Annotated in this window: 23 protein-coding genes; 5 read left to right on the forward strand and 18 right to left on the reverse strand. The window is 57.6% G+C overall.

Annotation, left to right across the window (positions count from 1 at the left end):
• Positions 1–219: 219 nt before the first annotated feature.
• The 4 genes from JRJ26_09340 to JRJ26_09355 all read left to right on the forward strand — a co-directional run bounded on the left by JRJ26_09340 (position 220) and on the right by JRJ26_09355 (position 3,581).
• Positions 220–609: a PilZ domain-containing protein gene (locus JRJ26_09340; GenBank protein MBW2057682.1), complete on the forward strand. Its 390-nt coding sequence runs from the start codon at positions 220–222 to the stop codon at positions 607–609.
• 103 nt (positions 610–712) lie between these two features.
• Complete coding sequence (locus JRJ26_09345) at positions 713–1,057, forward strand: hypothetical protein (GenBank protein ID MBW2057683.1); 345 nt, start codon at positions 713–715, stop codon at positions 1,055–1,057.
• 75 nt (positions 1,058–1,132) lie between these two features.
• Positions 1,133–2,191 carry a M42 family metallopeptidase gene (locus JRJ26_09350; protein MBW2057684.1) on the forward strand — a complete coding sequence of 353 codons (1,059 nt, stop codon included), beginning with the start codon at positions 1,133–1,135 and terminating at the stop codon, positions 2,189–2,191.
• A gap of 181 nt (positions 2,192–2,372) precedes the next feature.
• Positions 2,373–3,581 (forward strand): patatin-like phospholipase family protein, encoded by a 1,209-nt coding sequence (locus JRJ26_09355; protein ID MBW2057685.1) that lies wholly within the window; start codon positions 2,373–2,375, stop codon positions 3,579–3,581.
• A 66-nt stretch (positions 3,582–3,647) separates the two neighbouring features.
• Here JRJ26_09355 and JRJ26_09360 read toward each other — a convergent pair whose 3' ends face one another.
• The 18 genes from JRJ26_09360 to JRJ26_09445 all read right to left on the reverse strand — a co-directional run bounded on the left by JRJ26_09360 (position 3,648) and on the right by JRJ26_09445 (position 24,753).
• Positions 3,648–3,944, reverse strand: a complete 297-nt coding sequence (locus JRJ26_09360; protein ID MBW2057686.1) for a YggT family protein — start codon at positions 3,942–3,944, stop codon at positions 3,648–3,650.
• Positions 3,945–3,997: 53 nt separating this feature from the next.
• On the reverse strand, positions 3,998–4,810 hold the full coding sequence (gene pgeF / locus JRJ26_09365; protein MBW2057687.1) for a peptidoglycan editing factor PgeF: 813 nt from the start codon (positions 4,808–4,810) through the stop codon (positions 3,998–4,000).
• A gap of 82 nt (positions 4,811–4,892) precedes the next feature.
• Entirely contained in the window at positions 4,893–5,843 is a 951-nt protein-coding gene (locus tag JRJ26_09370; GenBank protein ID MBW2057688.1) for an RluA family pseudouridine synthase, read from the reverse strand.
• Between the two features lie 8 nt (positions 5,844–5,851).
• Entirely contained in the window at positions 5,852–7,273 is a 1,422-nt protein-coding gene (locus JRJ26_09375) for an L-seryl-tRNA(Sec) selenium transferase (protein ID MBW2057689.1), read from the reverse strand.
• Positions 7,263–8,525, reverse strand: a complete 1,263-nt coding sequence (locus JRJ26_09380; GenBank protein ID MBW2057690.1) for a radical SAM protein — start codon at positions 8,523–8,525, stop codon at positions 7,263–7,265. Before JRJ26_09380 ends, JRJ26_09375 begins: the two co-directional genes overlap by 11 nt.
• An 83-nt stretch (positions 8,526–8,608) precedes the next feature.
• Positions 8,609–8,965, reverse strand: coding sequence for a hypothetical protein (locus tag JRJ26_09385; protein ID MBW2057691.1), 357 nt, complete (start codon positions 8,963–8,965; stop codon positions 8,609–8,611).
• 48 nt (positions 8,966–9,013) lie between these two features.
• Entirely contained in the window at positions 9,014–10,012 is a 999-nt protein-coding gene (locus JRJ26_09390) for a hypothetical protein (GenBank protein ID MBW2057692.1), read from the reverse strand.
• 39 nt (positions 10,013–10,051) lie between these two features.
• Positions 10,052–10,198, reverse strand: coding sequence for a hypothetical protein (locus JRJ26_09395; protein ID MBW2057693.1), 147 nt, complete (start codon positions 10,196–10,198; stop codon positions 10,052–10,054).
• Between the two features lie 126 nt (positions 10,199–10,324).
• Positions 10,325–11,209, reverse strand: coding sequence for a formate dehydrogenase accessory protein FdhE (locus JRJ26_09400; protein MBW2057694.1), 885 nt, complete (start codon positions 11,207–11,209; stop codon positions 10,325–10,327).
• 204 nt (positions 11,210–11,413) lie between these two features.
• The gene (locus JRJ26_09405) at positions 11,414–12,160 is read right to left on the reverse strand and encodes a formate dehydrogenase (GenBank protein ID MBW2057695.1); all 747 of its coding nucleotides are present in this window, start codon (positions 12,158–12,160) and stop codon (positions 11,414–11,416) included.
• A gap of 4 nt (positions 12,161–12,164) precedes the next feature.
• Positions 12,165–15,221 carry a formate dehydrogenase-N subunit alpha gene (gene fdnG, locus JRJ26_09410; GenBank protein MBW2057696.1) on the reverse strand — a complete coding sequence of 1,019 codons (3,057 nt, stop codon included), beginning with the start codon at positions 15,219–15,221 and terminating at the stop codon, positions 12,165–12,167.
• Between the two features lie 453 nt (positions 15,222–15,674).
• The gene (locus JRJ26_09415; GenBank protein MBW2057697.1) at positions 15,675–16,316 is read right to left on the reverse strand and encodes a VWA domain-containing protein; all 642 of its coding nucleotides are present in this window, start codon (positions 16,314–16,316) and stop codon (positions 15,675–15,677) included.
• A gap of 156 nt (positions 16,317–16,472) precedes the next feature.
• Complete coding sequence (locus JRJ26_09420; GenBank protein ID MBW2057698.1) at positions 16,473–17,444, reverse strand: hypothetical protein; 972 nt, start codon at positions 17,442–17,444, stop codon at positions 16,473–16,475.
• Between the two features lie 326 nt (positions 17,445–17,770).
• Complete coding sequence (locus tag JRJ26_09425; GenBank protein ID MBW2057699.1) at positions 17,771–18,226, reverse strand: TraR/DksA C4-type zinc finger protein; 456 nt, start codon at positions 18,224–18,226, stop codon at positions 17,771–17,773.
• 289 nt (positions 18,227–18,515) lie between these two features.
• Entirely contained in the window at positions 18,516–20,861 is a 2,346-nt protein-coding gene (gene lon, locus JRJ26_09430) for an endopeptidase La (GenBank protein ID MBW2057700.1), read from the reverse strand.
• 35 nt (positions 20,862–20,896) lie between these two features.
• The gene (locus JRJ26_09435; GenBank protein ID MBW2057701.1) at positions 20,897–21,268 is read right to left on the reverse strand and encodes an Hsp20/alpha crystallin family protein; all 372 of its coding nucleotides are present in this window, start codon (positions 21,266–21,268) and stop codon (positions 20,897–20,899) included.
• 205 nt (positions 21,269–21,473) lie between these two features.
• Entirely contained in the window at positions 21,474–24,122 is a 2,649-nt protein-coding gene (gene clpB, locus JRJ26_09440; GenBank protein ID MBW2057702.1) for an ATP-dependent chaperone ClpB, read from the reverse strand.
• A gap of 187 nt (positions 24,123–24,309) precedes the next feature.
• Complete coding sequence (locus tag JRJ26_09445) at positions 24,310–24,753, reverse strand: Hsp20/alpha crystallin family protein (GenBank protein MBW2057703.1); 444 nt, start codon at positions 24,751–24,753, stop codon at positions 24,310–24,312.
• Positions 24,754–25,063: 310 nt separating this feature from the next.
• On the opposite strand from JRJ26_09445, the gene JRJ26_09450 reads away from it, so the two are divergent.
• Entirely contained in the window at positions 25,064–25,336 is a 273-nt protein-coding gene (locus JRJ26_09450) for a TMEM165/GDT1 family protein (GenBank protein ID MBW2057704.1), read from the forward strand.
• Positions 25,337–25,343: the final 7 nt, after the last annotated feature.

Genomic DNA, 25,343 nt, shown 5'->3' on the forward strand with positions numbered 1-25,343 from the left:
GAGGGGCTTTCGGTTGCGGTCCGGTTTTCCGGGGACATCTTCGGGCTCACCGGGTGTTGTTCCGTCCGCCAGGATCACGGATCCAGTGGAGACATGATTTCGATATAATCCTTTTCTCGTTTTGCACCAGTTGGCACAAAAAGGAGACTCTGGCACAAAATATGCTTGCATAGTAGAAGGCGGGTTGCTTCTATCTCCCAATCCCAAGAGGTATCGACCATGATCGACCAGAAGGGCACCGGTTTCGAACACCGCGTGTGTGAGAGGAGAAAGCACAGAAGGTATTTCGGCGACATCCCCTTTGACTGCTGGCCACTGAAGCAGGGCAAGAGAGGACCGTCACAGGTGGGAATCGCGGAAAACGCCGGAGCCGGCGGCCTCTGCATCCATCTTGAGGAGAGGATCCCCGAGGGCAATGAGATCATCCTCGAACTCTATTACAGGGACGATCACAGGTTTTCGAGTCTGAAGCTCCTCGCCGTGGTCATCTGGAACAGCGAGGAGAGGGAGGCACGGGGATACAGACACGGGTTGAAGCTCCTGAGACTCGAAACCGGAGGGGGCCGCAAGCTCCAATCACTTCTCAAACAGTGTCTCGCCCTCATGTGAGGTAAAGTTCTCCCATCGAATGGACGATGGATACATGGAGAGATCCGTGGAAGACGGGTATCATGAGAGAGGATAAAACCCCAATCAGGAGGCGCGTTCCGCTATGAAAAGAACCCTTGTTCTCATCGCCCTTGTCTCGTTGCTGGGTCTGATCGCCTGCCCTCCCCGGGCGGGTTCGCAGCAGGTCTCGAGACTCGCTGCCGAGTACGGGGGAAAGGTTTTCAAGAGCCCATCTGATCCAGATTACCTCTCCTACCAGAAACAGGCCAAGGCGATTCTCCTCCGGAAAATCAGGGACCGCTACGGAGTCGACCTGAACGGAGAGAATCTTTCTCCGGATCAACTCTTGGAGATAGAAGCCCTTCTCAGGGTCAAGCGGTCTGATGAATCGGTTGAGTACATCCTCAACCGGTTTCCAGGGGTTCTCCACCACGCCCCTTCGAGTTGATGTCCTGGGTTCTTCGGTCTGCAAGAGGGAGCAATCCCAGGGCATTGAAAGGCCGTAGATGGGGGAGGTCTGCGAGTGACCAACCTTGAGCTCCTCGAACAACTCTGCAGCCGGTTCGGCGTGTCGGGATTCGAAAACGAGGTCCGTAATTGGATATCCCAAACAGTCAGGCCACTTGCGGACAGGACCGAGACCGACGTGCTGGGGAACCTCACCGCCTGGATCAATCCAGACCGGGACTTCACGCTCATGCTGGATGCCCACATGGATGAAATCGGGCTCATGGTCAGCCATGTGGAGGAAGGCGGGTTTCTCCGGTTCGCCCTGATCGGAGGATGGGATCCCAGGGTTCTCCCGGGCCAACAGGTGGAGATCAGACCGGCCGGGGAGCGGGGGTTTCGCGGTGTGATCGGGGCCCTGCCGCCTCACCTTCAAAGGCCGGAAGAGGAGAAACAACCCTGGAAGGTCGAAGACCTGTTTATCGATGTAGGAGCAGAATCGAAGGAAGCAGTGAGGGCAATGGGAATCGGACCGGGGACCCCGGCGACCCTGGCATACCCCTTCCATGCCTTGGAGGGCAACCGGGTCATGGGAAAAGCGCTAGATGACCGGGTCGGCTGTGCGGTCCTGATCCGATGCCTGGAGTATTTCTCGGAGAATCGTCCGGATTTCACAGTGGTCGCCAATTTCGCCGTGGGCGAGGAGGTCGGCCTACGAGGAGCAAAGACCGCCGGCTACACGATTCAACCCGATCTCGCCCTGGTCGTTGAGGGAACCACAGCCGCCGACACACCCGGTACACCCGCCCATAAATGCCCGGCACGGCTCTGTCACGGTCCGGCCATCTCGGTAGCCGACAGGTCGATCATAGTGAACCCCGCCCTCGTGCGGTTCATGGAAGAGGCCGCTGTCCGACTCGGTATCCCCTGGCAACACAAAATCCCCCTGTCCGGCGCCACCGACGCAGGGGCTATCCATCTGAGCAGGGGCGGCGTCCTGACAGGTGTCATCTCGGTCCCGTGCCGTTATATACATTCGCCGAGCAGCGTGCTGGCCCTCACCGACCTGGAACACACCGTCGCACTCGTCCTGGAAGTTGCTCGGAGAGCACCCGAAATAGGGAGGCTTCAATAGACAGCCATTTCCGGGCCGCCTCGAGGAGAGATACCTCCCCTCCACCCGCCCTTGACCTTGATCTTGCCTTGCCTTCCCCTTTCCGGGCCTTTGTCTGGAGTCACTCATCTGGTATACTGGATCGTGACTCTGCCGTCGAAAAGGAGAATGACGAGGCCCCACGCAGGAGGAGAGTGATCCTATGGGAGTTGGATCCCGATGGGCACGGTTGGTTTCCACCCTGACTCGGAAGAGATCCTTGTCCGTTCCGGCTGCTGGGGAGAAGGCCCTGGTCCTTTCAGGGGGAGGAACCAAGGGCATTTTTCAGGTGGGGGCTCTGGAATATCTTGTCAGCGAGAGGAAAGAGTGGTTCAGGATCGTCTGCGGCGTCTCCGTTGGGGCTCTCAACGCCATGATGGTGGCCCAGGGGGCCGACTACTTCGAGAGGCTGAAGGCGCTCTGGATCCGCCAAGCCGAAACAGGCCTCGAGATCATCCAGGATCGTTTCACCCTTGCCGCCAAGGTCCTCGGCGCTGTTCTCCCAGGGGGGATCCTCTACCACAGGCTGGGGGAGATAGACGGCATCCAGGACAATACCAAACTCCGCGAGACAATCGACGAGAACGCTCGAGAGCTTCAGGAGAACCTGAGCAAGACGGGAACCCACCTGAGAATAGGTGTGGTCTCTCTCCAAACCGGGAAATACTACGCCCTGGATCCCGGCGATAAGACTCTGGCCCCTTATACCACCGAAATCGTCCTTGCCAGCACCGCCATCCCTATCGTCTTTAGCCCTGGCCGCTTCCCCTACGATGGGTCCAACCAATGGATAGACGGAGGGATAAACCAGGTGACCCCTATTGAGGATGCCCTTGAAGTGGCCGAATCTCACCGGGTTCCTCTCTCAGAGGTCATCGTAATCACTACTGCCCCCTTGGAAACGGAACCGACCTCCCGGGAGTTCAAAGGCCTCGTTGACATCGGTGTCCGGGTGGAACACATCCTCTCAACCCAGATCGAAAGGCAGGGGTTTGGGATTTTCCAACTCCGAGACGCTCTTTTCCAGATTCGCGAGTCGTTCGAAACCCTCCCCTCCCGTAAAAGGGCAGCACTGGAGGAGATCTTCAAGAACGCCCTGGGCGACCATTACGCCTTCCTCATGCGGCGCCGTTCTATTAGGATAAGGGTCATCCACCCGGATCCGGCCATGTGGAGGCCCTTTCGCGAGGGGATCAAGGATCGCTATCCTATCGGAGAGACAGTGGATTTTTGGAAGGAGTTTCCCCAAACCCTGGACCGGAGTGAGAAGCGTCTCCATCTGGCTTACGAGTTCGGTCGTTTCATGGCGAGGAGTCTATTCGCCGGTCAAGAGCCCGGTGGGTCTGCCACAGGGAAACCCGCTGAAAGATAGTCCTCCGCTCACCATCTCCTTCTGCCTGGAGGCTTTTCCAGAGTGCCCGCCTTTTTTCCGGAAAGACTAGAGGTGCTTGGCAATATCGAAGAGAGTGGCCACCAGGAAATAACGCAGGAATATGATGGCCAGAATCGCGATGATCGGGGAGACATCGATTCCGACACCCCTGACGGGTAGGAATCTGCGGATCCGCCACAGAACCGGATCGGTGAGCCTGGAGAGGGTGCTGACGATCGGATTCCTCGGATCAGGGCTCACCCAGGAGAGTACGGCTCTGGCAATGATGATCCACATGTAGATGCTCAGAACCACGTCGAGAATCTTGGCAACGGCAAAGAGAAAATTCGCCACAACGTACATCACCGCCTCCCACTGCCCCCGGGCTCGGCCCGAGGAAACCTTAATATACCATCTTATTTCAACATAATAAAGGCCATCTGCCTCCCTGTCATCTCCCCGTCCCTCCGATACGAAAAGAAGAGGTCCTCTCTGCACCGCGTACAGATATCGAACCATACAATGTTTCCCTCCAAAATGCCGGAGTCCGTCATGAGGTCGATATTGGCCCTCTGGAGATCTAGCTTCCACCGGCCCGAACCCGAAGGCCTAGCCCAGTGGTCCCAGCGGTGCTCCTCCAATGTGAAGGAGGACCGCAATGATTCGTCTACCTCATAACAGCATGGGCCGATGGAGGGCCCCACCGCAGCCAGAAGACACTCGGGGCGCGCGCCGAATCTTTCCCTGAGCAGACCGACGGTCTTCCCGCAGAGGTTGAGAGCCGTCCCTTTCCACCCCAGGTGGACCGCCGCAACCGTCCGATGGACCGGATCAAGGAGAAGAAGGGGCAGGCAGTCGGCGGTCAGCACGGCGACGGCAACACCCGGCCTGTCGGTAACCATGGCATCACAGGGGGCTCCTGCAAAGCCTTCTGGAGAGGCAGAGTCGATCACCAGGATATCGTCTCCGTGTATCTGGCGGGCCGTAACCAGGGCCCGAGAGGAAAACCCGAATGCCCGGGTGAGAATCTCCCGGTTTTTCTTGACATTTGCCTCTTTTTCTCCACTGCTCATGCCGAGATTTAGGGAATCAAAGGGAGCCGGGCTGACTCCGCCCTGCCGGGTCGAAAAGGCATGAACGACCAGACCCGTGGCCTCGAAATGGGCCGCCCTGAAAAAACCAAGTCCCCCTCCGGTCCGGAGGGAAGAGATACCGCATCTTCTGGCCATGGGTCCTAGCTATCCCCTGTGCTCTTTCAACAGAAGAGGCAGGCTCCCGAGCCTCGAGGGAGCGCAGCCCACCAGGAGGCGCCTAACCCCTCAGGGCTTCGATGAGTTCTTCCATATCGCGGGCCAGAGGGGCATGGAACTCCATGGGCTCTCCGCTCCGGGGATGGAAGATACGGAGGCGGGAGGCATGGAGCGCCTGCCTGCGAACCCCCTCTGCGATCTTTCTGATCTCTGGATCCTCGATCCGCCTCAGATACCTCTTCCGGCAGTAGACAGGATCCCCCAGAATAGGATGGCCCGTAGAAGAGAGATGGACCCGGATCTGATGGGTCCGGCCGGTCCTGGGAAAAATCTCGAGGACCGTGAAGTACCTCAGGACCTCGACAACCCTCCACCTGGTCAGAGCGTCTCTCGGCTTCCGGGTGTGAATGGAAAAGATCCCTCTCTTGCTGGGATGCCTCCCCAGGGAAGCCGTGATGAGCCCCTCCTGCTCGGAAGGATGCCCACAGACCACCGCGAGGTAACGCTTCTCCACCAGGCGGCCCTTGAACTGCCGGGCCAGCGATTCATGGGCCGAATCGTTTTTCGCCGCAACGATCACACCCGAAGTATGACGGTCGAGACGGTGGACTATTCCCGGCCGGAGCACCCCGTTGATGCCCGACAGATCCTCACAGTGAAAGAGCAGGGCATTGACCAACGTCCCTGAAAAGACCCTCGGGGCCGGGTGGACCACCATGCCGGGGGCCTTGTTAACCACGACGATGTCGCTGTCTTCGTAGAGAATGTCCAGGGGGATCTCTTCGGGTTTCGCCTCCAAGGGACGTGGAGCGGGCAACATGCAGGCTACTCGGTCTCCAGGCTTGACCCTGGTCCCTGCCTTTACACGCCGGTCATTGACCAGGACAAGCCCGGCCTCGATCAACTGTTTTATGCGGGATCGTGACAGAGAGAGACCCTGCTGTTGAAGAAATCGGTCCAGCCGCCTGCCCATCTCCTCCTGGGAGACCTGAAAAGCCAGGGACCTCTCCATGGAAACCTTCAGCCCCCTTGCCCCACCGCCTCGACCAGGGCGTCCACGAGGACGGGAAACTCTTCCTCTCGGATAGTCCTGAGATCGAGGAGGAGTTCATCCCGTCGAATCCGGGCGATGACCGGCGGCCGGTGCCGCCTCAGCCTCTCTTCCAACTGGCTGGATGAGAACGTCTCGGATCGAACAGAGACGACCCGGGTCGGTAGTTCTTCGAGTGGACAGGCTCCACCCCCGACCTGAGAGGTCTCGTTCCGGACCGCGGTTTCAACGGCCCCTCCCAATCTCGAACGGATCTTCCTCTGGAGGCTCCGGGCTTTCCGGTTCAGTTCCTTTGGAGACACGGTCAGCATGGCCAGAGTGGGGATCTCCGCGAGAGCCCTCTCCCTGTCCAGGTAGAGGCGGAGAGTCGACTCCAGGGCGGCCAGGGTGAGCTTGTCGATGCGAAGAGCACGGTTGAGAGGGTTGGCCCGCACCCGCCGGATGACCTCTTTCCTTCCCAGGATGATGCCCGCCTGGGGACCGCCCAGGAGTTTATCGCCGCTGAAGGTGACGACATCGATACCTGTTTCCAAAGAATCCTGAACCATGGGTTCTGCCCCGAGGCCGTACCGGGCGAGATCCACGAAACAGCCGCTGCCCAGGTCCTCCATCACGGGGATTCCCCGCTCCCTCCCCAGATCGACCAGATCCCTTCCGGCGACCTCGGAGGTGAACCCCACGATCCTGAAATTACTCGTATGAACCTTCAGAAGAAGAGCCGTCTCCTGCCCGATGGCCCTATGGTAGTCCTCGATATGGGTCCGGTTCGTTGTCCCCACCTCTACCAGGCGGGCCCCGCTGCGACGCATTACGTCAGGGATCCTGAAGGCCCCTCCGATTTCAACCAGTTGGCCCCGGGAGACGATCACCTCTTTCCCCTCGGCCAGCGTGTTGAGGACCAGCAGGACAGCGGCGGCATTGTTGTTCACCACCAGGCTGGCCTCGGCTCCGGTGAGGTTACACAGGAGCTCGTCCACATGAACATAGCGAGACCCACGCTCTCCCTTTTCCAGATCGTATTCGAGGTTTGAAAAACAACGGGAGACTTCCTCCAGGTGGGCGACGGCATCCGAACAGAGAAGAGACCTCCCCAGGTTGGTATGGATCACCACGCCTGTTGCGTTGACCACCCGGCTCAGCCGTCTTGCCACCTGCCGCTCCATGGCCTCTCTCAGATAGGGCATGAGTTCCTCCACGGAGAACCTGGCCCCACCAATCCACCCAGGTTCAGGAGAAGTCAGAATCCTCTGCCGAACGCTCTCCAGGGCAAAACGGACCGCCTGCACAACGACGCCCCGAGAATATTCGGCAACCCACCCAGACACTCGTGGATCGGCGAGAATCTCGTCCACCTTGGGGATTCGGCTCAGGAGTGCTCGTCTATCCTCCACGCGTTCCTTCCTGCTCCGTGATGTTTGGACGGGTCGGTGTCAGAAGGGTCCTGAGAATCTTAAACCAGTTCATCCGAATGAAGCGGGTAGGCCACTGGAGCTCATCCTTCCCGCAAAGGGTAGCCGTACCCAGAGACCCGAAGCGGACCGCGAGTCTCCGGAGCTCTCCTTCCCGGTCCTCGGGCTTTGTCCTCTCCACAACCCGGTCGATCTCGTGCATCAGCTGAACGGCCTGCTGGATTCTTTCTTCTATAACGCGGGCCTTGTCCTGGCCCACAAGACCGTAACGCGCCTTGATGCGGTTCAATCTGAGAGCCGCCTCATAGGTACTGTAAACAATCTCGTCCCTGGTCATCCATTCCGTCTCGTAGTTGAGCATGTACTTCCAACTCGGAGACATAAGAGCCTGCCTGTGCTCCTCTGCAGTCCTGTAGTAGAGCCTGTATCCGAACTTTTCGGGGTTCTCAAACACCATGCTCCCCGGATCGAGAAAGGGCGCCATGGGCGAAACGAAGGGGATGAGCCTGTGCCCCGCTCCAAACCGTTCCAGGAGATTCCGGCAGTACTCAACCGTATCCAGAACAGACCCATAGGTCTGGCCGGGAAGTCCTGTCATGAAGAACAGATCTATACGCCTGCAGCCGAGATCCAAGGCGTCTTCGATCATCCTTTCCAGGGATCCATTGTCGTACTTTCTCCCGAAACGCCTCCGGATCTCTTCGTCGTGTGATTCCGGGGAGATCTCGATGTTGAAATTGGGAACCACCTCGGCAATCCTCTCGAGCTTTCCCCTGGAAGGAGGCCTGAAGAACTCAAAGGCTATGTGATTCTTTATCCTTCTCTGCTTCAGTGCTGAGAGGAGCTCAAACCCATATTCCCTGCCCGCCTGGAATATGTCGCCGATTATCATGACCGGAGCATTGAGATGGTCCATACTATCGAAGATATCCCGAGCCAGCAGCCGGGGGGAACGATAGGCCACCCCCTTGCGGCATGCCACGGCCCTGTATGTATCCGCCGACCCCCCACATGTCCTGCACCCGTGGACACAACCGCGGCAGGTGAAGACCGCCGTCACGGGGTAGGTGAACCAGTTGAAAAAGGGTTCATACCCGAAGGGGTCGAGATAGCGAACCACCTTTTTCATGACGTGACGGTAATCGATGGTAATGTTATCGAGATTGTCGGGAACATATGACAGGGGATTGACGCGGACCTCGCCGTTCCGGTCCCTCCAGGAGAGATTGGGCACCCCCGCCAGGTCTCCCCCTCCCTTGAGAGCGTCCAGCAGGCAGCGGAGGGGCTCCTCCGTCGAATCGCCCCGGGCAACAAAATCTATCTGGGGATAACGTGGGGGTGATGGTGCTTTGCCACCTGCGCCAGGGCCAGGGCGCCCTGCACGTGGGCCATCCAGTGAAGGTCGAGCCCGAAGAGCCTCGGGTTCAGGGAGGTGATGAGCTTTTCGGCGTCAAAATGCTGACGCTTCAGCATTCTAAGCGCCACATTGACGATGCGGACCCGAAACCCGTGCCTCTCCAGGTATTCCGAAAGGCTGACAAACCCTATTGGATAGAACTCGAAAATAGGGGTGGAAGGGACAACGTCGCTGATGGGGCCGGGCATGACGGGTATCTTCCTGAAATCGTAAAGGCTGGGAGGATGGAGAAGAACGAGGTCGAGCTTTGAACTCACGAGAAACAATCCCTAATCCACCGGCAAGAGGGCAGGCCCGATCCCCTCTCACTCAGATTTGTTCCCTGCCGCCCCCTCGGACCTGGCTGCTCTGGGTGAGGATGCCTTCTCAGCCGCTGATATCTGCTCGAGATAGGGCTTCAAAATCTCTCCGCACTCGGCATCTCCAGGAACGCTGTCGACCAGGGGGACGATCCGGTTTCTTATCTCGTTGTAACCCTGATAGAGGCCGATTATCCTTTCGGTCTCCACTCTCCGGCTTTCAAGGACCTCCCTTCTCCTCCTTGTCTCGGCAGGATTCTGGAGGGGCTGTCTGGCCAGGGCTTTCAGCTGGGTCTCGATGTGCTGGAGTCGGTCCCTGAGCATAGCCCTCGTCGTAACATTGACAAAGGGACGAGAGGGATCACGAAGGGCGATGTCCACCCTGCCGAGATACCGACCTTTCTTGCCGACATGAAGGACCATCGTCCTGCCGATTATTCGGGGATAGCTGAGATTGATGCCCGAGCGTCCCCCCACGATCACATTGATACCTCCAACCTTCCTGGCCAGTTCGAGATCCCTCGTGTACCCCAGATGGCTCAATAGGATGACAAAATCGGTCTTCTCCGTGAGGGTCGAGACCATCCGCCGTGCAGTCCTGAAAGGGTCGAGAACGGCGAGTCCTCTGAACCGATCTCCCTCCCCCCCTTGAATCTCGGGGAAGAGTCCGAATATACCCACCCTCAAGCCGTCGACCCGTTTTATGATGTATGGTTCGAAAAGCTCCGCCCCTGACCTCGCATCGACCAGATTCGAACTCACCGCAGGAAACTCGGCCCCCTTCATGATTTCAAGAAGCTCTTTCTTACCGAAGAGGAGGTCGTTCTCGCCGATGGTGACGGCGTCGCACCCGATGTTGTTGAAAGCTGCAACCACGGCCCTCGCCTTGAGGTTCAAAACGGTCTTCCGGCCCTCTGATGGAGGTCTTGCCAGGGGCGGAAAGAAGAGACCTCCCCCATCCAAGATGAGGAGAGTCTTCGGTTCTCCCTTCCACTTCTTGATCACCGTCGCGCGCCTGACCAGGCCGCCGATCTTCTTATGGCCTCAAGTAGGGCAGGGCTCAACCTGCCCGATGATATCGCTGCTGTAAACGATGGCAAACTCCACTGATCCCCGGCGGGCCTGGGCGTGCGCCGTCAGAAACAGGAACAGGGGAAAAACCGCGATGATCAAGACAAGCAGCCGCTTCATAGGTTCCTCTCCTTGGAAGACCACACCCTCTGGTTAACCATCTCCGTAACCTACCTATGCCACGAGCTCTCGGCGGTCTTTCTCGGGCATCCACCTCCTGCCGGCCCTTCCACGGCAATGGGATCACTATCCGATCTCCAGAAAGGGCATCGAGCCTCTCTGATATCCCTCCTTTTGGGCCAGCACATCGAGATGAAGGGTTCCCACGTATTCCAAGAGCGGAAATACCTTACGGTCCATCTTACTCGAATCGAGAGTCTTGATGTACCGGCCGCACTCGTCACAGACATCGACTCTGACCGTGTCATCCCCTTCAACAAAGAGGTACCTGTGGGCCTGAGGATCCTCCCTCCCGCAAAAGGGGCACCCCAGACGGAGCCCCCGCCACCTGTATCCGCAGAGAGAGCAGATCCACATCCTCCTGCCCTCCTCGCCGGAAAGCTCCGACATGATAGGAGGGGACCCGCAGATGGGGCAGATTCCCTTCCTCCAATCCCGGTGGTCTTGCCCGGCCGCCAGGTGGAGGGCCAGCTCTTCCATGAAGGGCTGGATACTCGCTCGCGCCAGGAAGACAAGCACATCCCGGCTCAACCCAAGGGACGACGAGACCTCATCGGTGTATGGAGTTTGGCTGAGCGTCATCTCTCCCAAGAGCCTGCCCAAATCGATCCTCCTGGTCCTCATGGCCTTGTCGATCTCATCCACGGATTTCCGGAGGACTCGGTTCTGCTTCTTTGCGAGTCCGCGGAGAGAGCGGAAGAGCCCCTTTGCGCTCTCAAGCTCCAAGGGGATCTCCTTTCCAAAGAGGAGGGGAGGGGTTTCCCCCTCCTGGAACTCCCCTTCTATGTCTGCCGAGAAAGCCTCTCCGTGAAGCCTCTTCCTGGCCTTGAGCTGTTCCTTCAACAATGCCCCGCAAAACTCCAAGAGTTCAGCGTGGCTCGGCCTCATGGCCACCAGGGCTTTCACCCTTTCGTCCAAGGCCGTTAGATCCTCTGTAGATCCCCTTGGCATTCCGATTCTCACCCGTGCTCTGGATTCGCCTCATAATTATATCTGAATTCACCTCGAACTCCAAAACAAGGAGTTCCACCCCGCTGAAGGGCCGATTCGGTCACAACAAAAGAGGCTTGCTTCTCCCGAAACAAGCCTCATGATACAGGATCCACCCGGGGAAGACAAGAGCAGAGCGCTCCTGCTCCCTTTCGGGTTCCTCTCCTATTCTCTATCTCTGGAGACCTGGCCCACAACGGCGGCGCCCATGGCGAGGATCCCAAGAGGTTTGAAAAGCGACCTCAGGGCATACCGGACAGAGGGGCTTCGCTCCTTCCGGCTCATCTGGAATTCAGCCTCAGGCTGATGGAGAATGTAGATCCAGCTAACCTCATCACGGTCGAGGATCCGCGCCGCAGGGTGGCTCTTTTTCAACTCTCTCAGCCGCGTCTCTGCCCTCTTCAGGATCTCCTTCCTGAGTCCGAACTGCAGGGCCCCCGTGGGACAGGCCTTGATGCAAACCGGAACCATGCCGTTGTCGATCCGGTCGTTGCAGAACGTACACTTGTATAGTACACCCGTCGCCGGGTCCTGCCGTGGTATGTCGTAGGGACAGGCCTCCCGGATCTCACCGAAATCGCAGTCTTTCGTTTTCTCCGTGTAAATCACGGCCCCGCTGGTATCCTGGAGAATCGCCCCACGGACCATGCTGTCCGCAACATCCTTGCACGGAGGCTCGAGACAGTGGCGGCACTGATCCTTGAAGAAATTCCACGCCACCTTTCCACCCGCCGCCTGTTCCTTGAATCGGATGATGGTATAGGTCAGGTTGGAGAGGTCCGGGGGGTTCTGGTAGGTGCCGACCTGCCTGGTTTTTTCAGCCGGGTTTTCATTCCACTGCTTGCAGGCGATCTGACACCCTCGACAGGCTGTGCACCTGGACGTGTCCACTAGAGCAGCGTATTTTCCCATCAGACTACACCCCCTTCCTAACGATATTGACCATGAAAGCCTTTGTCTCAGGGATCATGGTATTCGCGTCTCCGATGGACGGCGTGAGGAGGTTGGTGCTGTCACCTCCGTTGCGCGGCGTCAGCCAGCCGAAACACCAGGGCAGACCGATCTGGTGGATCACCTGCCCGGCGATATTGAAGGGCTTGAACCGCACCGTGACAATCGCCACGGCTTCCACCTCGCCCCGGGCGGAACGAACCACGCACAGGTCCCCGTTCCGGATGCCCTTGAGCTTGGCCAGTTCTTTGCTTATCTCCACCCACTGCTGCGGCTGTGCCTCGAGAAGCCATGGGCAATGGCGTGTCATGACCCCCGTCTGCCAGTGCTCGGTCATGCGATAGGTCGTCGCCACGATGGGGTATCTCGGGTCGCAGGAAAAGGCGACATCGAGGGGCGTGTTGGTCGCGGGCGAAATTATTCTTATGGTCGGATTGATCTTCTGGCCGCTCAGCGGGTTCTTCTCGATGGGACACTCGTAGGGCTCGTAGTGCTCTGGAAATGGCCCGTCCGCCCGGCCCGGACCGAAGATCCGTGCATAGCCCTCGGGTTTCATGATGAAGGCATACCTTGTCTTCGCCTTGTTCGACAGTGGGGGCCAGCCGCCGTCGGGCACGTCGCCGATCCACCTGCCATTCTCCCACTTGATGACCCACTGGTCCTTGTCCCATGGTTGGCCGTTCTCGTCGACGGAGGCCCGGTTGTAAAGAACCCGTCTGTTGACCGGCCATGCCCAAGACCACTCGGGATAGAGGCCGATACGGTTGGGAGCGTCCCTTGTCCCTCGGCGGGCTGCCATATTTCCCTTTTCCGTATAGCTGTTGCAGTAGAGCCAGTTACCTGAACAGGTGGAGCCGTCTGCCTTGAGAAATGCAAAGCTCGGAACAAGGGTTCCCTTGCGGAAGGTCTTACCCTTGACGGTCGTGTCTTCCAAAAAGTAGCCGTTCACCTCTCTTGCCACCTTGTGCACGTCCACTTTGGGGTAGCCGTAGTCCCACCAGAGATTGAGGATAGGCTCGGCAAAGACACCGCCTTCCTTCTGGTAGAGTCCCCTTACCCGGTGGAAAAGCTCGTTGATGATCTCGCTGTCCGGGAGGGCCTTGCCCGGAGAGTCACCACCCCTGTAACGCCACTGCATCCAGCGGCCGCTGTTGGTGATGCTTCCCTCTTTCTCGAAAGAGACCGCACAGGGGAGCCGGAAAACCTCGGTCTTGATGTTTCTCGGCCGCATACCCGGTCCCCTCCAGAACTCAGAGGTCTCGCTGGGAAAGATGTTTACGGTGACCATCCAGTCGAGTTTGGCCATGGCGATCCTGTTCTTCTGGGCATTGGCACCGCTGCAGGCTGGATTCTGGCCCCAGGCGAAGAAACCCGAGAACTTCCCCTTGTACATCTCATCGAAAAGCATCAGCCAGGAGTAGTTCTCCCCGTCATCCAGCTTGGGAAGCCACGAGTAACCAAAGTCGTTCTCCCTGGTCGCGTTGTCCCCGAAAAAGGCCTTCAGAAGGCTGACCGAGTATTTGGGGTAGTTGCCCCACCAGTTGGCGCTCTTGGGATCGGACGTCTTGGGGGTGAATTTTTCGTTGTATGCCTTCAGGGTGGGCAGCGAGGCCCGGGGAGTCTTCAGGTATCCCGGCAGAATGTGGAAAAGCAGGCAGTGGTCCGTGGATCCCTGCACGTTTGATTCCCCTCGCAGGGCGTTCACCCCGCCGCCAGCCACACCCATGTTGCCCAGGATCAACTGGATGATGGCCATGGCCCGAATGTTCTGCACGCCCACAGTATGCTGAGTCCAGCCCATGGCGTACATGATGGTCCCCGCCCTGCCGGTCCTGCCCGTAGAGGCATAGGTCTCCCAGATTCTGAGCATCGTCTCCTTGGGGGTGCCCGTAATCTCAGAGACCAGCTCCGGTGTATACCGGGAGTACTGCTTCTTCAGCAGTTGAAAGACGCAGTGAGGATCCTGCATGGTGGGATCCTTCTTGATGATACCCCTGGCATCCCTCTGAAAGGCCCAACTTTTCTTGTCGTACCTCCGTCTCTTTGGGTCGTACCCGGAAAAGAGGCCGTCGAGCTCGCCGGCCGTCTTAAAAGCCGGGTCGACCAGAAAGGTCGCATTCGTATAGAGCTCCATGTACTTCTCATTGAAAAGCCTGTTCTGGACGATGTAGTTTATCATCCCGCCCAGGAAGGCGATATCCGAGCCGGACCGGATAGGCGCGTAGAGGTGGGCCTTTGAGGAGGTCCGGGTGAATCGCGGGTCCACGTTTATCAGGGTGGCACCCCTCTCCACCGCCCTCGTCACCCACTTGAACGAGACAGGGTGATTCTCGGCGGCGTTGCTGCCCATGACGAGAATCACATCCGCATTCTGAATATCGGTCCAGTGGTTCGTCATAGCTCCTCTACCGAACGACTCTGCCAGAGCCGCTACCGTAGCGGAGTGTCAGATCCGTGCCTGATGTTCGATATACACCAGGCCCAGGGCACGGAGGAACTTCTGGTAGATATAGCATTCCTCGTTATCCATAGCCGCGCTGCCCACCGAGGCGATGCCGTTGGTCCTATTGACCACCTGTCCCTTGGCATTCTTCGCCACGAAACTCCCGTCCCGGCTCTTCTTGATCCGCTTGGCGATCTCGTCCAATGCCCAGTCCCAGGATACCTCTTGCCACTCCGTGGCATAAGGGGCCCGATACATGGGCCTTTGCAGGCGCTTCGGATTGTTCGCCGACAACTGGATAAGGGCAGATCCCTTGCTGCAGAGGGAACCCTCACTGATAGGATGGTCTGGATCACCTTCGATGTTGATTACCTTCCCATTGACGGAGTTGACGAGAGCCCCGCACCCAACCGCACAGTAACAGCAGATGGTTGCACTCTCCTTTGCCGCCTTCAGATCTTTGCGGAGGGTGGCAGCATAAGCCTCAATAGGTGAGAGATCAAAACCCAGGCTCCCGGCCGCCATCCCTGCTGCTGCAGCACCGGAGATCTTCAAAAAGGTCCTGCGGGTCACTTTCATCGTCTGTTTTCACCTTCCTTTCTCTTGGATTGTCTAGAAACGGTCTGTCCAGCGAGAAAACCAAACACCTCCTTTCAAAGAGAGTGTGGAAAACCAAAGCGAAAAGGCACCGTTGGGGCCGGGGTACCTATGGATGATCCCTCTCGGCCTTTGGAAGGGGGAAAAGCGGAGTAGACCGAGATTGTGAAAACGGTAACAAGCAGACTTGGTATCATGCTTCTCCACCCCATGTCAAGCAAAATCTTTCCGGAGTTCCTGACTTTTGGAGAACACCCTTGCCTCCGAGCGACATTGCGGAAGCGGGGGGAAAGGTCGTGTTCGTGTTTCGTGTTCGTGTTTCGTGTTCGTGAGTCGTGTTCGTGGGGAAGGGCAGGGCAGCGGTAGAGGGGCCCCGCGTGGCTGGTTCCTCGGACTCATGATCCGCAAAAGGGCCCACTGGGGGGAGAGGGATGCTCAGAACCGCCCTTCAAAGCTGATGAGAGAGTGGCCGTAGCGATGGTGGGAAAAATCGGCACCCGCCTTTTCAAAATATCTGGCCCAGAATCTCTCTACAGACCGGAACTTCTTTGAATCGGATGCACTCGCTCCGGCCACGTAGACCTTGACCCCTGAGAGATCCGGAATGAGATTCAGCTCCTGCCGGCGTCGAATCACGCGGTAGATGTAGTCATCCGTGACCTTGACAGTGGAAAAGTTGTACTCCTTGGAGTCCTGAATCATGTCCGACAAAATCACCAGGATCTTCTTGCGCTTTTCGTCATGGAAAATGGTGTCGGCTATATTCAGGGAATTGAGGATCTCTGTCCGCGGGGTGCCCCTCTTGCGGGAGAGCAGCTTCTCCACCTCCCTCCGGATCTCTTCCCTGGTGTTGGTCAGCTTCTGTTCGAACTGAATCCGGTTGACCCAAATCGATTTTTTCGGGATTTCACTGTCCACCACCGGTTTGAAGTCGATGAAGGAACGGCCGGTTATGGTGCCGACCATTATCCGGTCCCCCTGCCTGAGGTCCTGAAAGATCTTCTCAAAGGCCTCTCGGTAGACCGTCCGCCTGGCACTGTTGGTACTGCCTGACATATCGACCAGAACGACAATCACTCGGGGTTCCTTTTCGTCTTCGTGGGAATTCAAAAAGGCTTTAGAACTCCCGGCCCCCACGGTCACCAAGAGGAGAAAGCACAAAAGAAGAATCCATGATAACCTAAGTCTCGACCTCTCCATTTGGATCTTCCTCCTGAGAAGGAATGAAAGGGATCAGTTGGCCGCTGCCTGCAGCCTTGTGGTAAGGGTCTCCATCTGCCTGCCCTGTTCTTCCTGTGCAAAATCGACACCCAGCTCGTGTTCCCTCTCAAATGACTTGGGTTTTTCGTGATCCGGGCGAACCCTCTGGTTGATCTTCCGGTAGTAGAAGATGATCTCCTGGGCCTTCTGCTGGATCCGATGGATCTCCTGCTGCTGCCGGGTGAGGATCTTCCTGTATTTGGCTTCGATCGACCGCATGGATTTGTTGAGCTGATTCGTCCTGCGATGGAGGTGTTCCAGCATTGGATCCTTGTCGTGGGCAAAATAGGAACAGAGAGTCGCCGCCGCCAGAATAACAAGATTCAGTCCCACAAACGCGGCACCTATCACCGTACTGCTTCCGAAACTGCTGACCGCCCCTGCTCTGCTCAGGTCGCCCAGGTATTGGACCCGCACATAGCCGATGGCAACCAGGCCTCCCACGGTGAGAAGGAGAAGGATCCCCACACCCAGGGCGTTCTTCCACCAAGGGCCGGACCACCTCTTCAGAAGAATCCCCATGGCATGGGCGATCCAGGGAATCGCTACGGCAACACCCACGGCCATGATCCAGGTGAATATCTGACTCTCGCCGAAGACCGCAAAGGCCAGGGAGTTCATGGGGATCTCCCCCAGTACAAAGAGGAGCATCAGGACGTAGTACTTCCCCCTTGACAGCTCCACACTCGGTTCGCTCCTGCCGATTTTTGCGGCATGTGCGTCGTAGTCCTTGGAGATGCGCTCGTACGCCTTGAGCAGAGGCTTGTGCTTTCCGTTGAGAATCTCCAGCTTGGGTCCGTACGCCGCCGTCACCTGGCGTGCCTCGTTTCTGGCAATTGCCATCAGCTCCTGCTCGAACTGAGAGAAATTCGGATCATCCCTGCCCGGGATATTGCTTTTGGCATCGCTTATGGCGTTGCGCCGGGCCTTCGATCTGCTGTACATCTCTTCTCCCCCTTTCTGTCTTGGCGAATCAGGAAGTGGTGGACCTCGAATTGGCATAAGCAAAATCTAAGCCAACTGAGAGGCCCCAAGGGGGATATACAGGTTCAAAACCCCCACGAATGGGGCCCACAACTAGACCGGTTCCTTTGAAATCATGGAGAGATCTACCTGACAGGGGGAAATAATCGGAAGGATACTGTCCCGTTGATCGGTTGATTCACGCCTCTTTACCCGGCAGCATGGCACAGAGGTTCTCGATCGGCCATTCACTCGCCGGCAGGAGGGATGTGAGGGGAAAAATCTTTTTCCATCGGTCGGAGGCTCGGTTAGATATCCTCGTCCGTCTCCATCTGACTCTGCTCGGCCTGAGCCCTCCTCTCCATCCAGGTTCTTCCGCTGTCCGTCTCCGCGACCTTCTCCTTCTCTCTCTGGCACTCCACACAGTAGCGGGCAAAGGGCAGAACCTGAAGACGCTTCTCCTTTATCTCTTTTCCACACTCCTCGCAGGTTCCGTAGGTGCCTTCCTCCAGCCTCTCAAGGGCACGGTCGACGTTCTTCAGCATCTCCGTGTACATGGTCAGAACCCGATAGTCCAGATCCCGGGAAACATCGAGTGTACTCAGATCACCCTCGTCCAGAGCAGGTCCCAAGGTGGAGGCGATATCCTCCGCCATCTTCTCTCCCACCTCGTCCGCTATTCTGGTCTCAATCTCCCGCCTCTTCTGCAGGAGCATCTCACGGAGCCTCTCTTTGCGATCCGATTTGTCATGAGATTTGACCATGGTTCCTCCCAAAATTGTATGGCTCTTTCCCGATCCCCAGTGGATCATTCCTCTATTATGAAGAACAGGCACCTCTTATTACCAGAAAAACAGAACCTCGTCAATCAAAACGTACTCTCTGGAGTCTCCTGACTTTTGGAGAACACCCTTGCCTCCGAGCGACATTGCGGAAGCGGGGGGAAAGGTCGTGTTCGTGAGTCGTGTTCGTGATTCGTGTTCGTGAGTCGTGCTCGTGATTCGTGCTCCTGGGGAAGGGGCAGGAACTGTCCACCCGCGAACCTTGATAGGGTCACCGCGTGAGCTCAGGAGCGGAGGCGGTCCCTAAGGCAAAATCGATGACCTCCTCCATCCGGTTGACCCACTTGAAGGTCAGACCCTTCCGCAGAGTCTCGGGCACCTCCTCCAGATCCTTCTGGTTCAGTTGGGGAAGCACAACCGTCTCGATGCCGGCCCTTCTTGCAGCCAGGACCTTCTCCTTGATCCCTCCCACGGGAAGCACGTCCCCCCTCAGCGTGATCTCCCCGGTCATGGCGATGTCATCGCGGACCGGCCTGTTCTTCACCACCGAAACCAGGGCGGAGAGTATGGCTACCCCCGCTGAAGGGCCGTCCTTTGGTGTGGCTCCGGCAGGAACGTGGATGTGGATGTCATGGTGGTCAAAAAAATCCTCATCGATGTCGAGTTCCCGGGCCCTCGACCGGATGTAGCTGAGAGCGGCGGTGGCAGACTCCTTCATAACGTCTCCGAGGTGCCCCGTCAAAGTCAGGCGGTTCTTCCCCTTCATGACAGACGCCTCGACAAAGATAATCTCACCCCCGGCCGGCGTCCAAGCAAGACCAGTGGCCAGGCCAGGTCCCCAAGATCTGGCCTTTGTCTCCGGTATAAACTTCTGAGGCCCTAGAAAGTCGGAAAGATTCTCCTCGGATACAACGACGGGGTCTGTGTTTCCCTTGGCCAACCGGATCGCAACAGCCCTGCACACCGAGGCGATCTCTCTCTCCAGGTTACGAACGCCTGCCTCACGGGTATACCCCCGGATAATGGCCCGGATGGCATCGTCATCGAGGCGGAGAAGATCGCCGGTAAGCCCGTTCTGCTCCACCTGCCTGGGGATGAGATATCTCCGGGCTATTTCCAGCTTCTCCTCCTCCGTGTATCCGGGGAGACTCAGTACCTCCATCCGGTCTCTGAGAGCGGGAGGGATCGTGTCGAGGATGTTGGCGGTGGTGATGAACATCACCTTTGAGAGGTCGAAAGGAATCTCCAGGTAGTGATCGGAAAAACTGTTGTTCTGTTCCGGGTCCAGGACCTCGAGAAGGGCTGAAGAGGGATCTCCTCTGAAGTCCGCTCCGATCTTGTCCACCTCGTCGAGCATGAAGACCGGGTTGTTGGCACCCGCTTTCTTGATGCCCTGAATGATACGCCCGGGAAGAGCCCCCACATACGTCCTCCTGTGGCCGCGGATCTCGGCCTCGTCCCTCACCCCTCCGAGAGAGAGGCGGACAAACTTCCTGCCCATAGTCCTGGCTATGGACTGGCCCAGAGAGGTCTTCCCCACACCCGGCGGCCCCACAAAGCAGAGAATCGGCCCGCGACTGTCGGCCTTCAGCTTCCGGACAGCGAGATACTCGAGAATCCTCTTTTTCACCTGGTCGAGGTCGTGATGATCCTCGTTGAGGATCTGCTCGGCCCGTTCCAGATCGAGATTATCCTCTGTCGAGACAGACCAGGGCACATCGAGAATCCAGTCCAGATAGGTTCTCGATACGGTGTACTCGGCAGCAGCAGGAGGCATCTTGGAGAGGCGGTCGAGTTCTTTGTCGGCCACCTCCCTGGCCTCGGGAGGAAGCCCCGCCGCCTCTATGCGCTTCTTCAATTCCGATATCTCGGCCGTTCTCTCATCACCCTCTCCCAACTCCTTTTGGATGGCTTTGAGCTGCTCCCTCAGAAGGATCTCGCGCTGGGTTTTCCCCATGCCCTCCTGGACCCTTTTCTGAATGTCCGCACTCAACTCGAGCTTTTCCACTTGTTGGTTGAGCAGCACCGTCACCTTTTCCAGCACATCCTTCAGCCGAGTGATCTCCAGGAGTTCCTGTTTCTGCTCCACCGAGATATCGAGATTGGAAGCCACCAGGGAGGCCAGGTCAGCAGGGTTATCCAGGTTCATGACCACAACCCCGAGCTCCGGAGGGAGGGACGCAAGCTCTATGACCTTCTGAAAGAGCCTCTGGATATTGAGAACCATCGCTTCCGCCTCTTTGTCCATCTCCCGGTTCTCCTCCAGGACCAGAATCTTCGCCTTGAGATAGGGCTCTTTCTGGGAGTACTCGAAGAGGCTTACCTTTTTCATCCCCCTTATGATCACCTGGTAGGCATCATTGGGCAGGGCTATCTTCTTGACGATCTGTGCGACCGTTCCGACCGAATAGAGATGCTCGGGACCCGGTTCCTCCACGGTTTGATCCTTCAGAGAGACCACGACCACCAGCCTGTCCCCAACAAGGGCCTCATCCACCAGCTTCTTGGATCTCTCTTTCACCACCAACACGGGGATGGCCATCTCGGGGAAAAGGACCATTCCCTTGAGGGGCAACACGGGCAGTTCAGACGGGATCGCAAGCTCACCCTGCTCCATTTTCACGGTTCCTTCAGCCATCCTATCCTCCTATGCTACTGTGACTCCACGGGTATCCTGACCATCTCCTGCCGTGGTTTCTTTGGAAGCACTATCCTCAGCAGCCCGTCCTTGTATGTGCATTCGATACTGTCAGAATCGACCGGCCCGGGAAGGGGAATCCGCCTCTTGAACACACCGGCATCGATTTCCATCTGGTGGATCCTCACCACCCCCCCCGGAGAGGGCCTCGGCCTCTGCCCGGTAATGAGAATGGTCTGATTCTCCAGGGTGATCTTCGTCTGATCAGGATCCACTCCTGCCATATCGACCAGGACCAAAACATTTCTCTCGTTCTCGTAGATGTCAACAGCAGGGACCCAGACAGTCGCCGACAGGTTTCTGTAGCTCCAGATGATCTCCTTCATCTCTCTCTCCATTCCTCCACAAATAAGGGGGCTGGCCCAAGAAAGGGGCCTCGAGCTCTTCCCTCTCTGGAACGAGGTTTACTCGAGACATCAGCCTACCACACAAGAGCCCTCCCTCGGAACGGTCCGGGAGGGCAACCGTGCGGGCCAAGCCCCAGGCCACCATCATCCCCGGTTCATCCCCAGAGGACCTGGTTCTCCACCATCAAGAGACACCAGCCGCCGCTGACAATGCCTCACCGCTCTCCCCGATCGGCTCCGAATGGAAAACTATTCCGCCACCCTCCATTTCGGCCACCACACGGGTGTTGTCCTGAATCGTCCCTTTCAGGATCTCCTTCGCTATCGATGTCTCCAGCTCCCTCTGGATGGCTCGTTTCAGGGGGCGAGCGCCGAAGACAGGATCATATCCCACCCGGGCCAGGTGTTTCTTCACCTGCTCGGTCATTTCCAGGATGATCCCCCTATCTTCCAGGCGCTTGCGCAACCTGTTGACCTGAATCTCGACGATAGCCTCGAGGTGTTCATCCGTGAGAGTCCGGAATACCACAATGTCGTCGACCCGGTTGAGAAATTCCGGCCGGAAGTGCACGCGGAGAGCCTCCAGCACCTTCTCCTTCATCCCTTCATAGGAGGCACCTTCTCCCTTGCCGGTATCGAGAATGAACTGACTTCCGATGTTGGAGGTCATTATGATCACCGTGTTCTTGAAATCGACGGTTCTCCCGTGGGAATCCGTCAACCGCCCGTCGTCTAGGATCTGGAGCAGGATATTGAAGACGTCATGATGAGCCTTCTCGATTTCGTCGAAAAGAATCACCGAGTAGGGCTTTCTACGGACAGCCTCTGTAAGCTGTCCCCCTTCCTCATAGCCCACATATCCGGGTGGTGCTCCGATGAGACGGGCCACGGTATGCTTCTCCATATATTCGGACATATCGATGCGGATCATAGCCTGCTCGTCGTCGAAGAGGCATTCGGCAAGGGACCGGGCCAGCTCGGTCTTGCCGACTCCTGTGGGTCCCAAGAAGATGAAACTCCCAATTGGACGATTGGGGTCCTTGATCCCTGACCTGGCGCGCAGCACAGCATCGGCCACCAGCCGGACGGCCTCGTCTTGATCCACCAGGCGCCGGTGGATCTCCTCCTCGAGTCTCAAGAGCTTCTCTCTTTCTCCCTCCATGAGCCTGTTCACGGGGATACCGGTCCAGCTACTCACGATCTCGGCGATATCCTCCTCGTCCACCTCTTCCTTCAGCAGAGTCTTCTGGCCCTTCTGGGCTTCGAGCTGCGCCTCTTCCTCCTTGAGGCTCTTTTCGAGGGAGGCGAGTTTTCCGTATTTCAATTCCGCGGCACGGTTCAGATCGTAGGCTCTTTCGGCCTGCTCGACCTGGATCTTCACCTGCTCGATCTCCCTCTTCAGGGAGCGGATTCTGGAAATCGCCTGCTTCTCCCTCTGCCACTGGGCCTTGAGCGACTCCGACTGGCGCTCCAGATCGGCCAGTTCCTTTTCGAGCTTTCTCAGCCTCTCTCTCGAAGGAGCGTCCTTTTCTCTCTTGAGAGCCTCTCGCTCGATCTCCAACTGCATGATTCTTCGTGTGATCTCGTCGAGCTCCGAGGGCATGCTGTCGATCTCGGTTCTGAGTCTGGCCGCAGCCTCATCCACGAGGTCGATGGCCTTGTCGGGGAGGAACCTGTCCGAAATATAGCGGTCGCTCAGCACGGCCGCAGAAACCAGAGCCGAATCCTTGATGCGGACGCCGTGATGCACCTCGTAACGTTCCTTCAACCCCCTGAGGATCGATATGGTATCCTCCACGCTGGGCTGGTCGACGATCACCGTCTGGAATCTCCGCTCTAGGGCTTTGTCCTTCTCCACGTATTTCCGATACTCGTTCAGGGTGGTGGCTCCGATGCAGTGGAGCTCGCCACGGGCCAACATGGGTTTCAGGATGTTGCTCGCATCCATAGCCCCTTCGGCAGCCCCGGCACCGACCACCGTGTGGAGCTCGTCGATAAAGAGGATGATCTGGCCTTCAGATTCCTGAATCTCCTTGAGTACGGCCTTGAGCCGTTCCTCGAATTCACCCCGGTACTTGGCCCCTGCTATGAGGGATCCCATGTCAAGGGCTACGAGCCGGCGGTTCTTCAGCCCCTCCGGCACGTCTCCACGGACCATTCTCGAGGCGAGTCCCTCGACGATGGCGGTCTTGCCGACACCGGGGTCCCCGATGAGAACGGGGTTGTTCTTCGTCCTCCGCGACAGAATCTGGATCACCCTCCGGATCTCCTCGTCTCTGCCTATGACAGGATCGAGTTTCCCCTGAGCAGCCATCTGAGTCAGATCCCGGCCGTACCGCTCGAGGGGCTGGTAGGTCTCTTCAGGGGTCTGGCTGGTAACCCGCTGGTGGCCTCTAATCGAAGCCAGGGCCTTCATCAAGGTTTCCCTGGAGACCCCTGCCCCGGATAGAATCCGCCCTGCCGGCGTCGAGGTCCCTTCGTCGACCATGGCCAGGAGCAGATGCTCGACACTGGTGTAGTCGTCCTTTAGATTCCTCGCCTCTCTTTCCGCGGAATCGATCAGCCTCGTCAACCTCTGGCTCATGTACATCTGGCCCGCCCCGGTTCCAGATACCTGGGGAAGTCCGCTCAGATGTTTCTCCACGGAAGATCGAATCCCCTCGGCAGATGCCCCGGTCTTGGCGAGCACTTTGGGCACCAATCCGTCCCGCTGCTCAAGGAGAGCGAGCAAGAGGTGTTCGGGATCGATCTGCTGGTGACCGAACCGGGCTGCAACGGCCTGGGCAGACTGGAGAGCTTCCTGGGTCTTTTCGGTCATTCGGTTTATATCCATTTAAATCCCTCCTGGATAGACTGATTTTGCTCGTATGACTAGTATAACAGGTTGTCGATGATAACGAAAAAGAATTACTCCCCCGGGCGAGACTGTCGCCTCGGGGAGACGGGAGACAGAGGTTCCACGGGGAACCGCAAAAAGCCGGAGACAAGGTGGAGAGAGCGAGAAGGGGAAATCGCCCGTGTCATTCCACCTTGATCTTTATCTCCTTGGCTCTCTCCGACTTCGGGAGTGTGATCTTGAGGACGCCGTTTCTGCAGGTGGCCTTGATCTTGTCGCTCTCGACCTCGGCAGGGAGCCGGATCGACCTCGAAAAGGACCCGTAGCTCCTCTCTATCCTGTGAAAGTTCTCCTCCTTGTCTTCCCTCTCCTGTTCCTTCTGCCCACGGATGGTCAGAACACCGTTGGAGAGAGATATGTCGATGTCCTTTGCATCCATTCCGGGAATCTCGGCCCTCACGACGATCTCCTTTGGGGTCTCGGAGAGATCGACGGAGGGGACCCACTGGCCCCGGAAGACCTCAGGGCCGGGCCACTCCTCAAGAAACCGCTTCCATATTCTGTCCATCTCTTCCCGGAGGTTTGTCAGTTGCCCGATGGATCTGTACGGTTCGACCTCGAAAGCCATATCGCTCACCTCCTGTTAACGATCTCCCCTTCCCGAGCAGATCTTCACCTCCTAAAGCTACGATAACCACGATAGAGACGATTTCAAGGGGACGAAGAGAGCGGAGTTCTTCGATCTTCCGAAACACATGTCTCAAATCCTTTTGATTTCTAAGGTGGGAACTGAACCAACAAGACCGACAAGGCCTGGTGACTCAGGCTGCTTTCTCGTGTATGATGGCCTGAGATCGTGGAACATCCGAGGGTGTCTACAGGACCACCTCTTGCATGAGACTCGACGGATGGAATAAGCTCAAAAGAGGAGAAAGAGAATGGACTGGAAGGTATTCCTGACGGCTTTCGGTGTCCTTTTCCTGGCAGAGCTCGGTGACAAGACCCAGCTCGCGGTGATCACCATGACTACCCAGACCCGAAAACCACTTGTCGTTTTCCTTGGGGCGACTGCCGCACTTTCCCTGATCACTCTGCTGGGAGTGATCTTCGGACATCTCTTCCACCAGTGGGTGCCTGGGAACATCCTGAGAAAGATCACCGCATCTGTCTTCATCGTGATCGGGATCGTGATCTTCTTCGGCAAATTCTGATCGCGGC

The sequence above is a fragment of the Deltaproteobacteria bacterium genome (assembly GCA_019308905.1).
Taxonomy (GTDB): domain Bacteria; phylum Desulfobacterota; class BSN033; order WVXP01; family WVXP01; genus JAFDHF01.

Bases quoted from the DNA above. Each gene is read 5' to 3' on its own strand.
- JRJ26_09340 (MBW2057682.1), top strand. From the start codon at position 220: ATGATCGACCAGAAGGGCACCGGTTTCGAACACCGCGTGTGTGAGAGG.
- JRJ26_09345 (MBW2057683.1), top strand. From the start codon at position 713: ATGAAAAGAACCCTTGTTCTCATCGCCCTTGTCTCGTTGCTGGGTCTG.
- JRJ26_09355 (MBW2057685.1), top strand. From the start codon at position 2,373: ATGGGAGTTGGATCCCGATGGGCACGGTTGGTTTCCACCCTGACTCGG.
- JRJ26_09360 (MBW2057686.1), bottom strand. From the start codon at position 3,944: ATGTACGTTGTGGCGAATTTTCTCTTTGCCGTTGCCAAGATTCTCGAC.
- pgeF (MBW2057687.1), bottom strand. From the start codon at position 4,810: ATGGCCAGAAGATGCGGTATCTCTTCCCTCCGGACCGGAGGGGGACTT.
- JRJ26_09370 (MBW2057688.1), bottom strand. From the start codon at position 5,843: ATGGAGAGGTCCCTGGCTTTTCAGGTCTCCCAGGAGGAGATGGGCAGG.
- JRJ26_09395 (MBW2057693.1), bottom strand. From the start codon at position 10,198: ATGAAGCGGCTGCTTGTCTTGATCATCGCGGTTTTTCCCCTGTTCCTG.
- JRJ26_09400 (MBW2057694.1), bottom strand. From the start codon at position 11,209: ATGCCAAGGGGATCTACAGAGGATCTAACGGCCTTGGACGAAAGGGTG.
- JRJ26_09405 (MBW2057695.1), bottom strand. From the start codon at position 12,160: ATGGGAAAATACGCTGCTCTAGTGGACACGTCCAGGTGCACAGCCTGT.
- JRJ26_09420 (MBW2057698.1), bottom strand. From the start codon at position 17,444: ATGTACAGCAGATCGAAGGCCCGGCGCAACGCCATAAGCGATGCCAAA.
- JRJ26_09425 (MBW2057699.1), bottom strand. From the start codon at position 18,226: ATGGTCAAATCTCATGACAAATCGGATCGCAAAGAGAGGCTCCGTGAG.
- lon (MBW2057700.1), bottom strand. From the start codon at position 20,861: ATGGAGCAGGGTGAGCTTGCGATCCCGTCTGAACTGCCCGTGTTGCCC.
- JRJ26_09435 (MBW2057701.1), bottom strand. From the start codon at position 21,268: ATGAAGGAGATCATCTGGAGCTACAGAAACCTGTCGGCGACTGTCTGG.
- clpB (MBW2057702.1), bottom strand. From the start codon at position 24,122: ATGGATATAAACCGAATGACCGAAAAGACCCAGGAAGCTCTCCAGTCT.
- JRJ26_09445 (MBW2057703.1), bottom strand. From the start codon at position 24,753: ATGGCTTTCGAGGTCGAACCGTACAGATCCATCGGGCAACTGACAAAC.
- JRJ26_09450 (MBW2057704.1), top strand. From the start codon at position 25,064: ATGGACTGGAAGGTATTCCTGACGGCTTTCGGTGTCCTTTTCCTGGCA.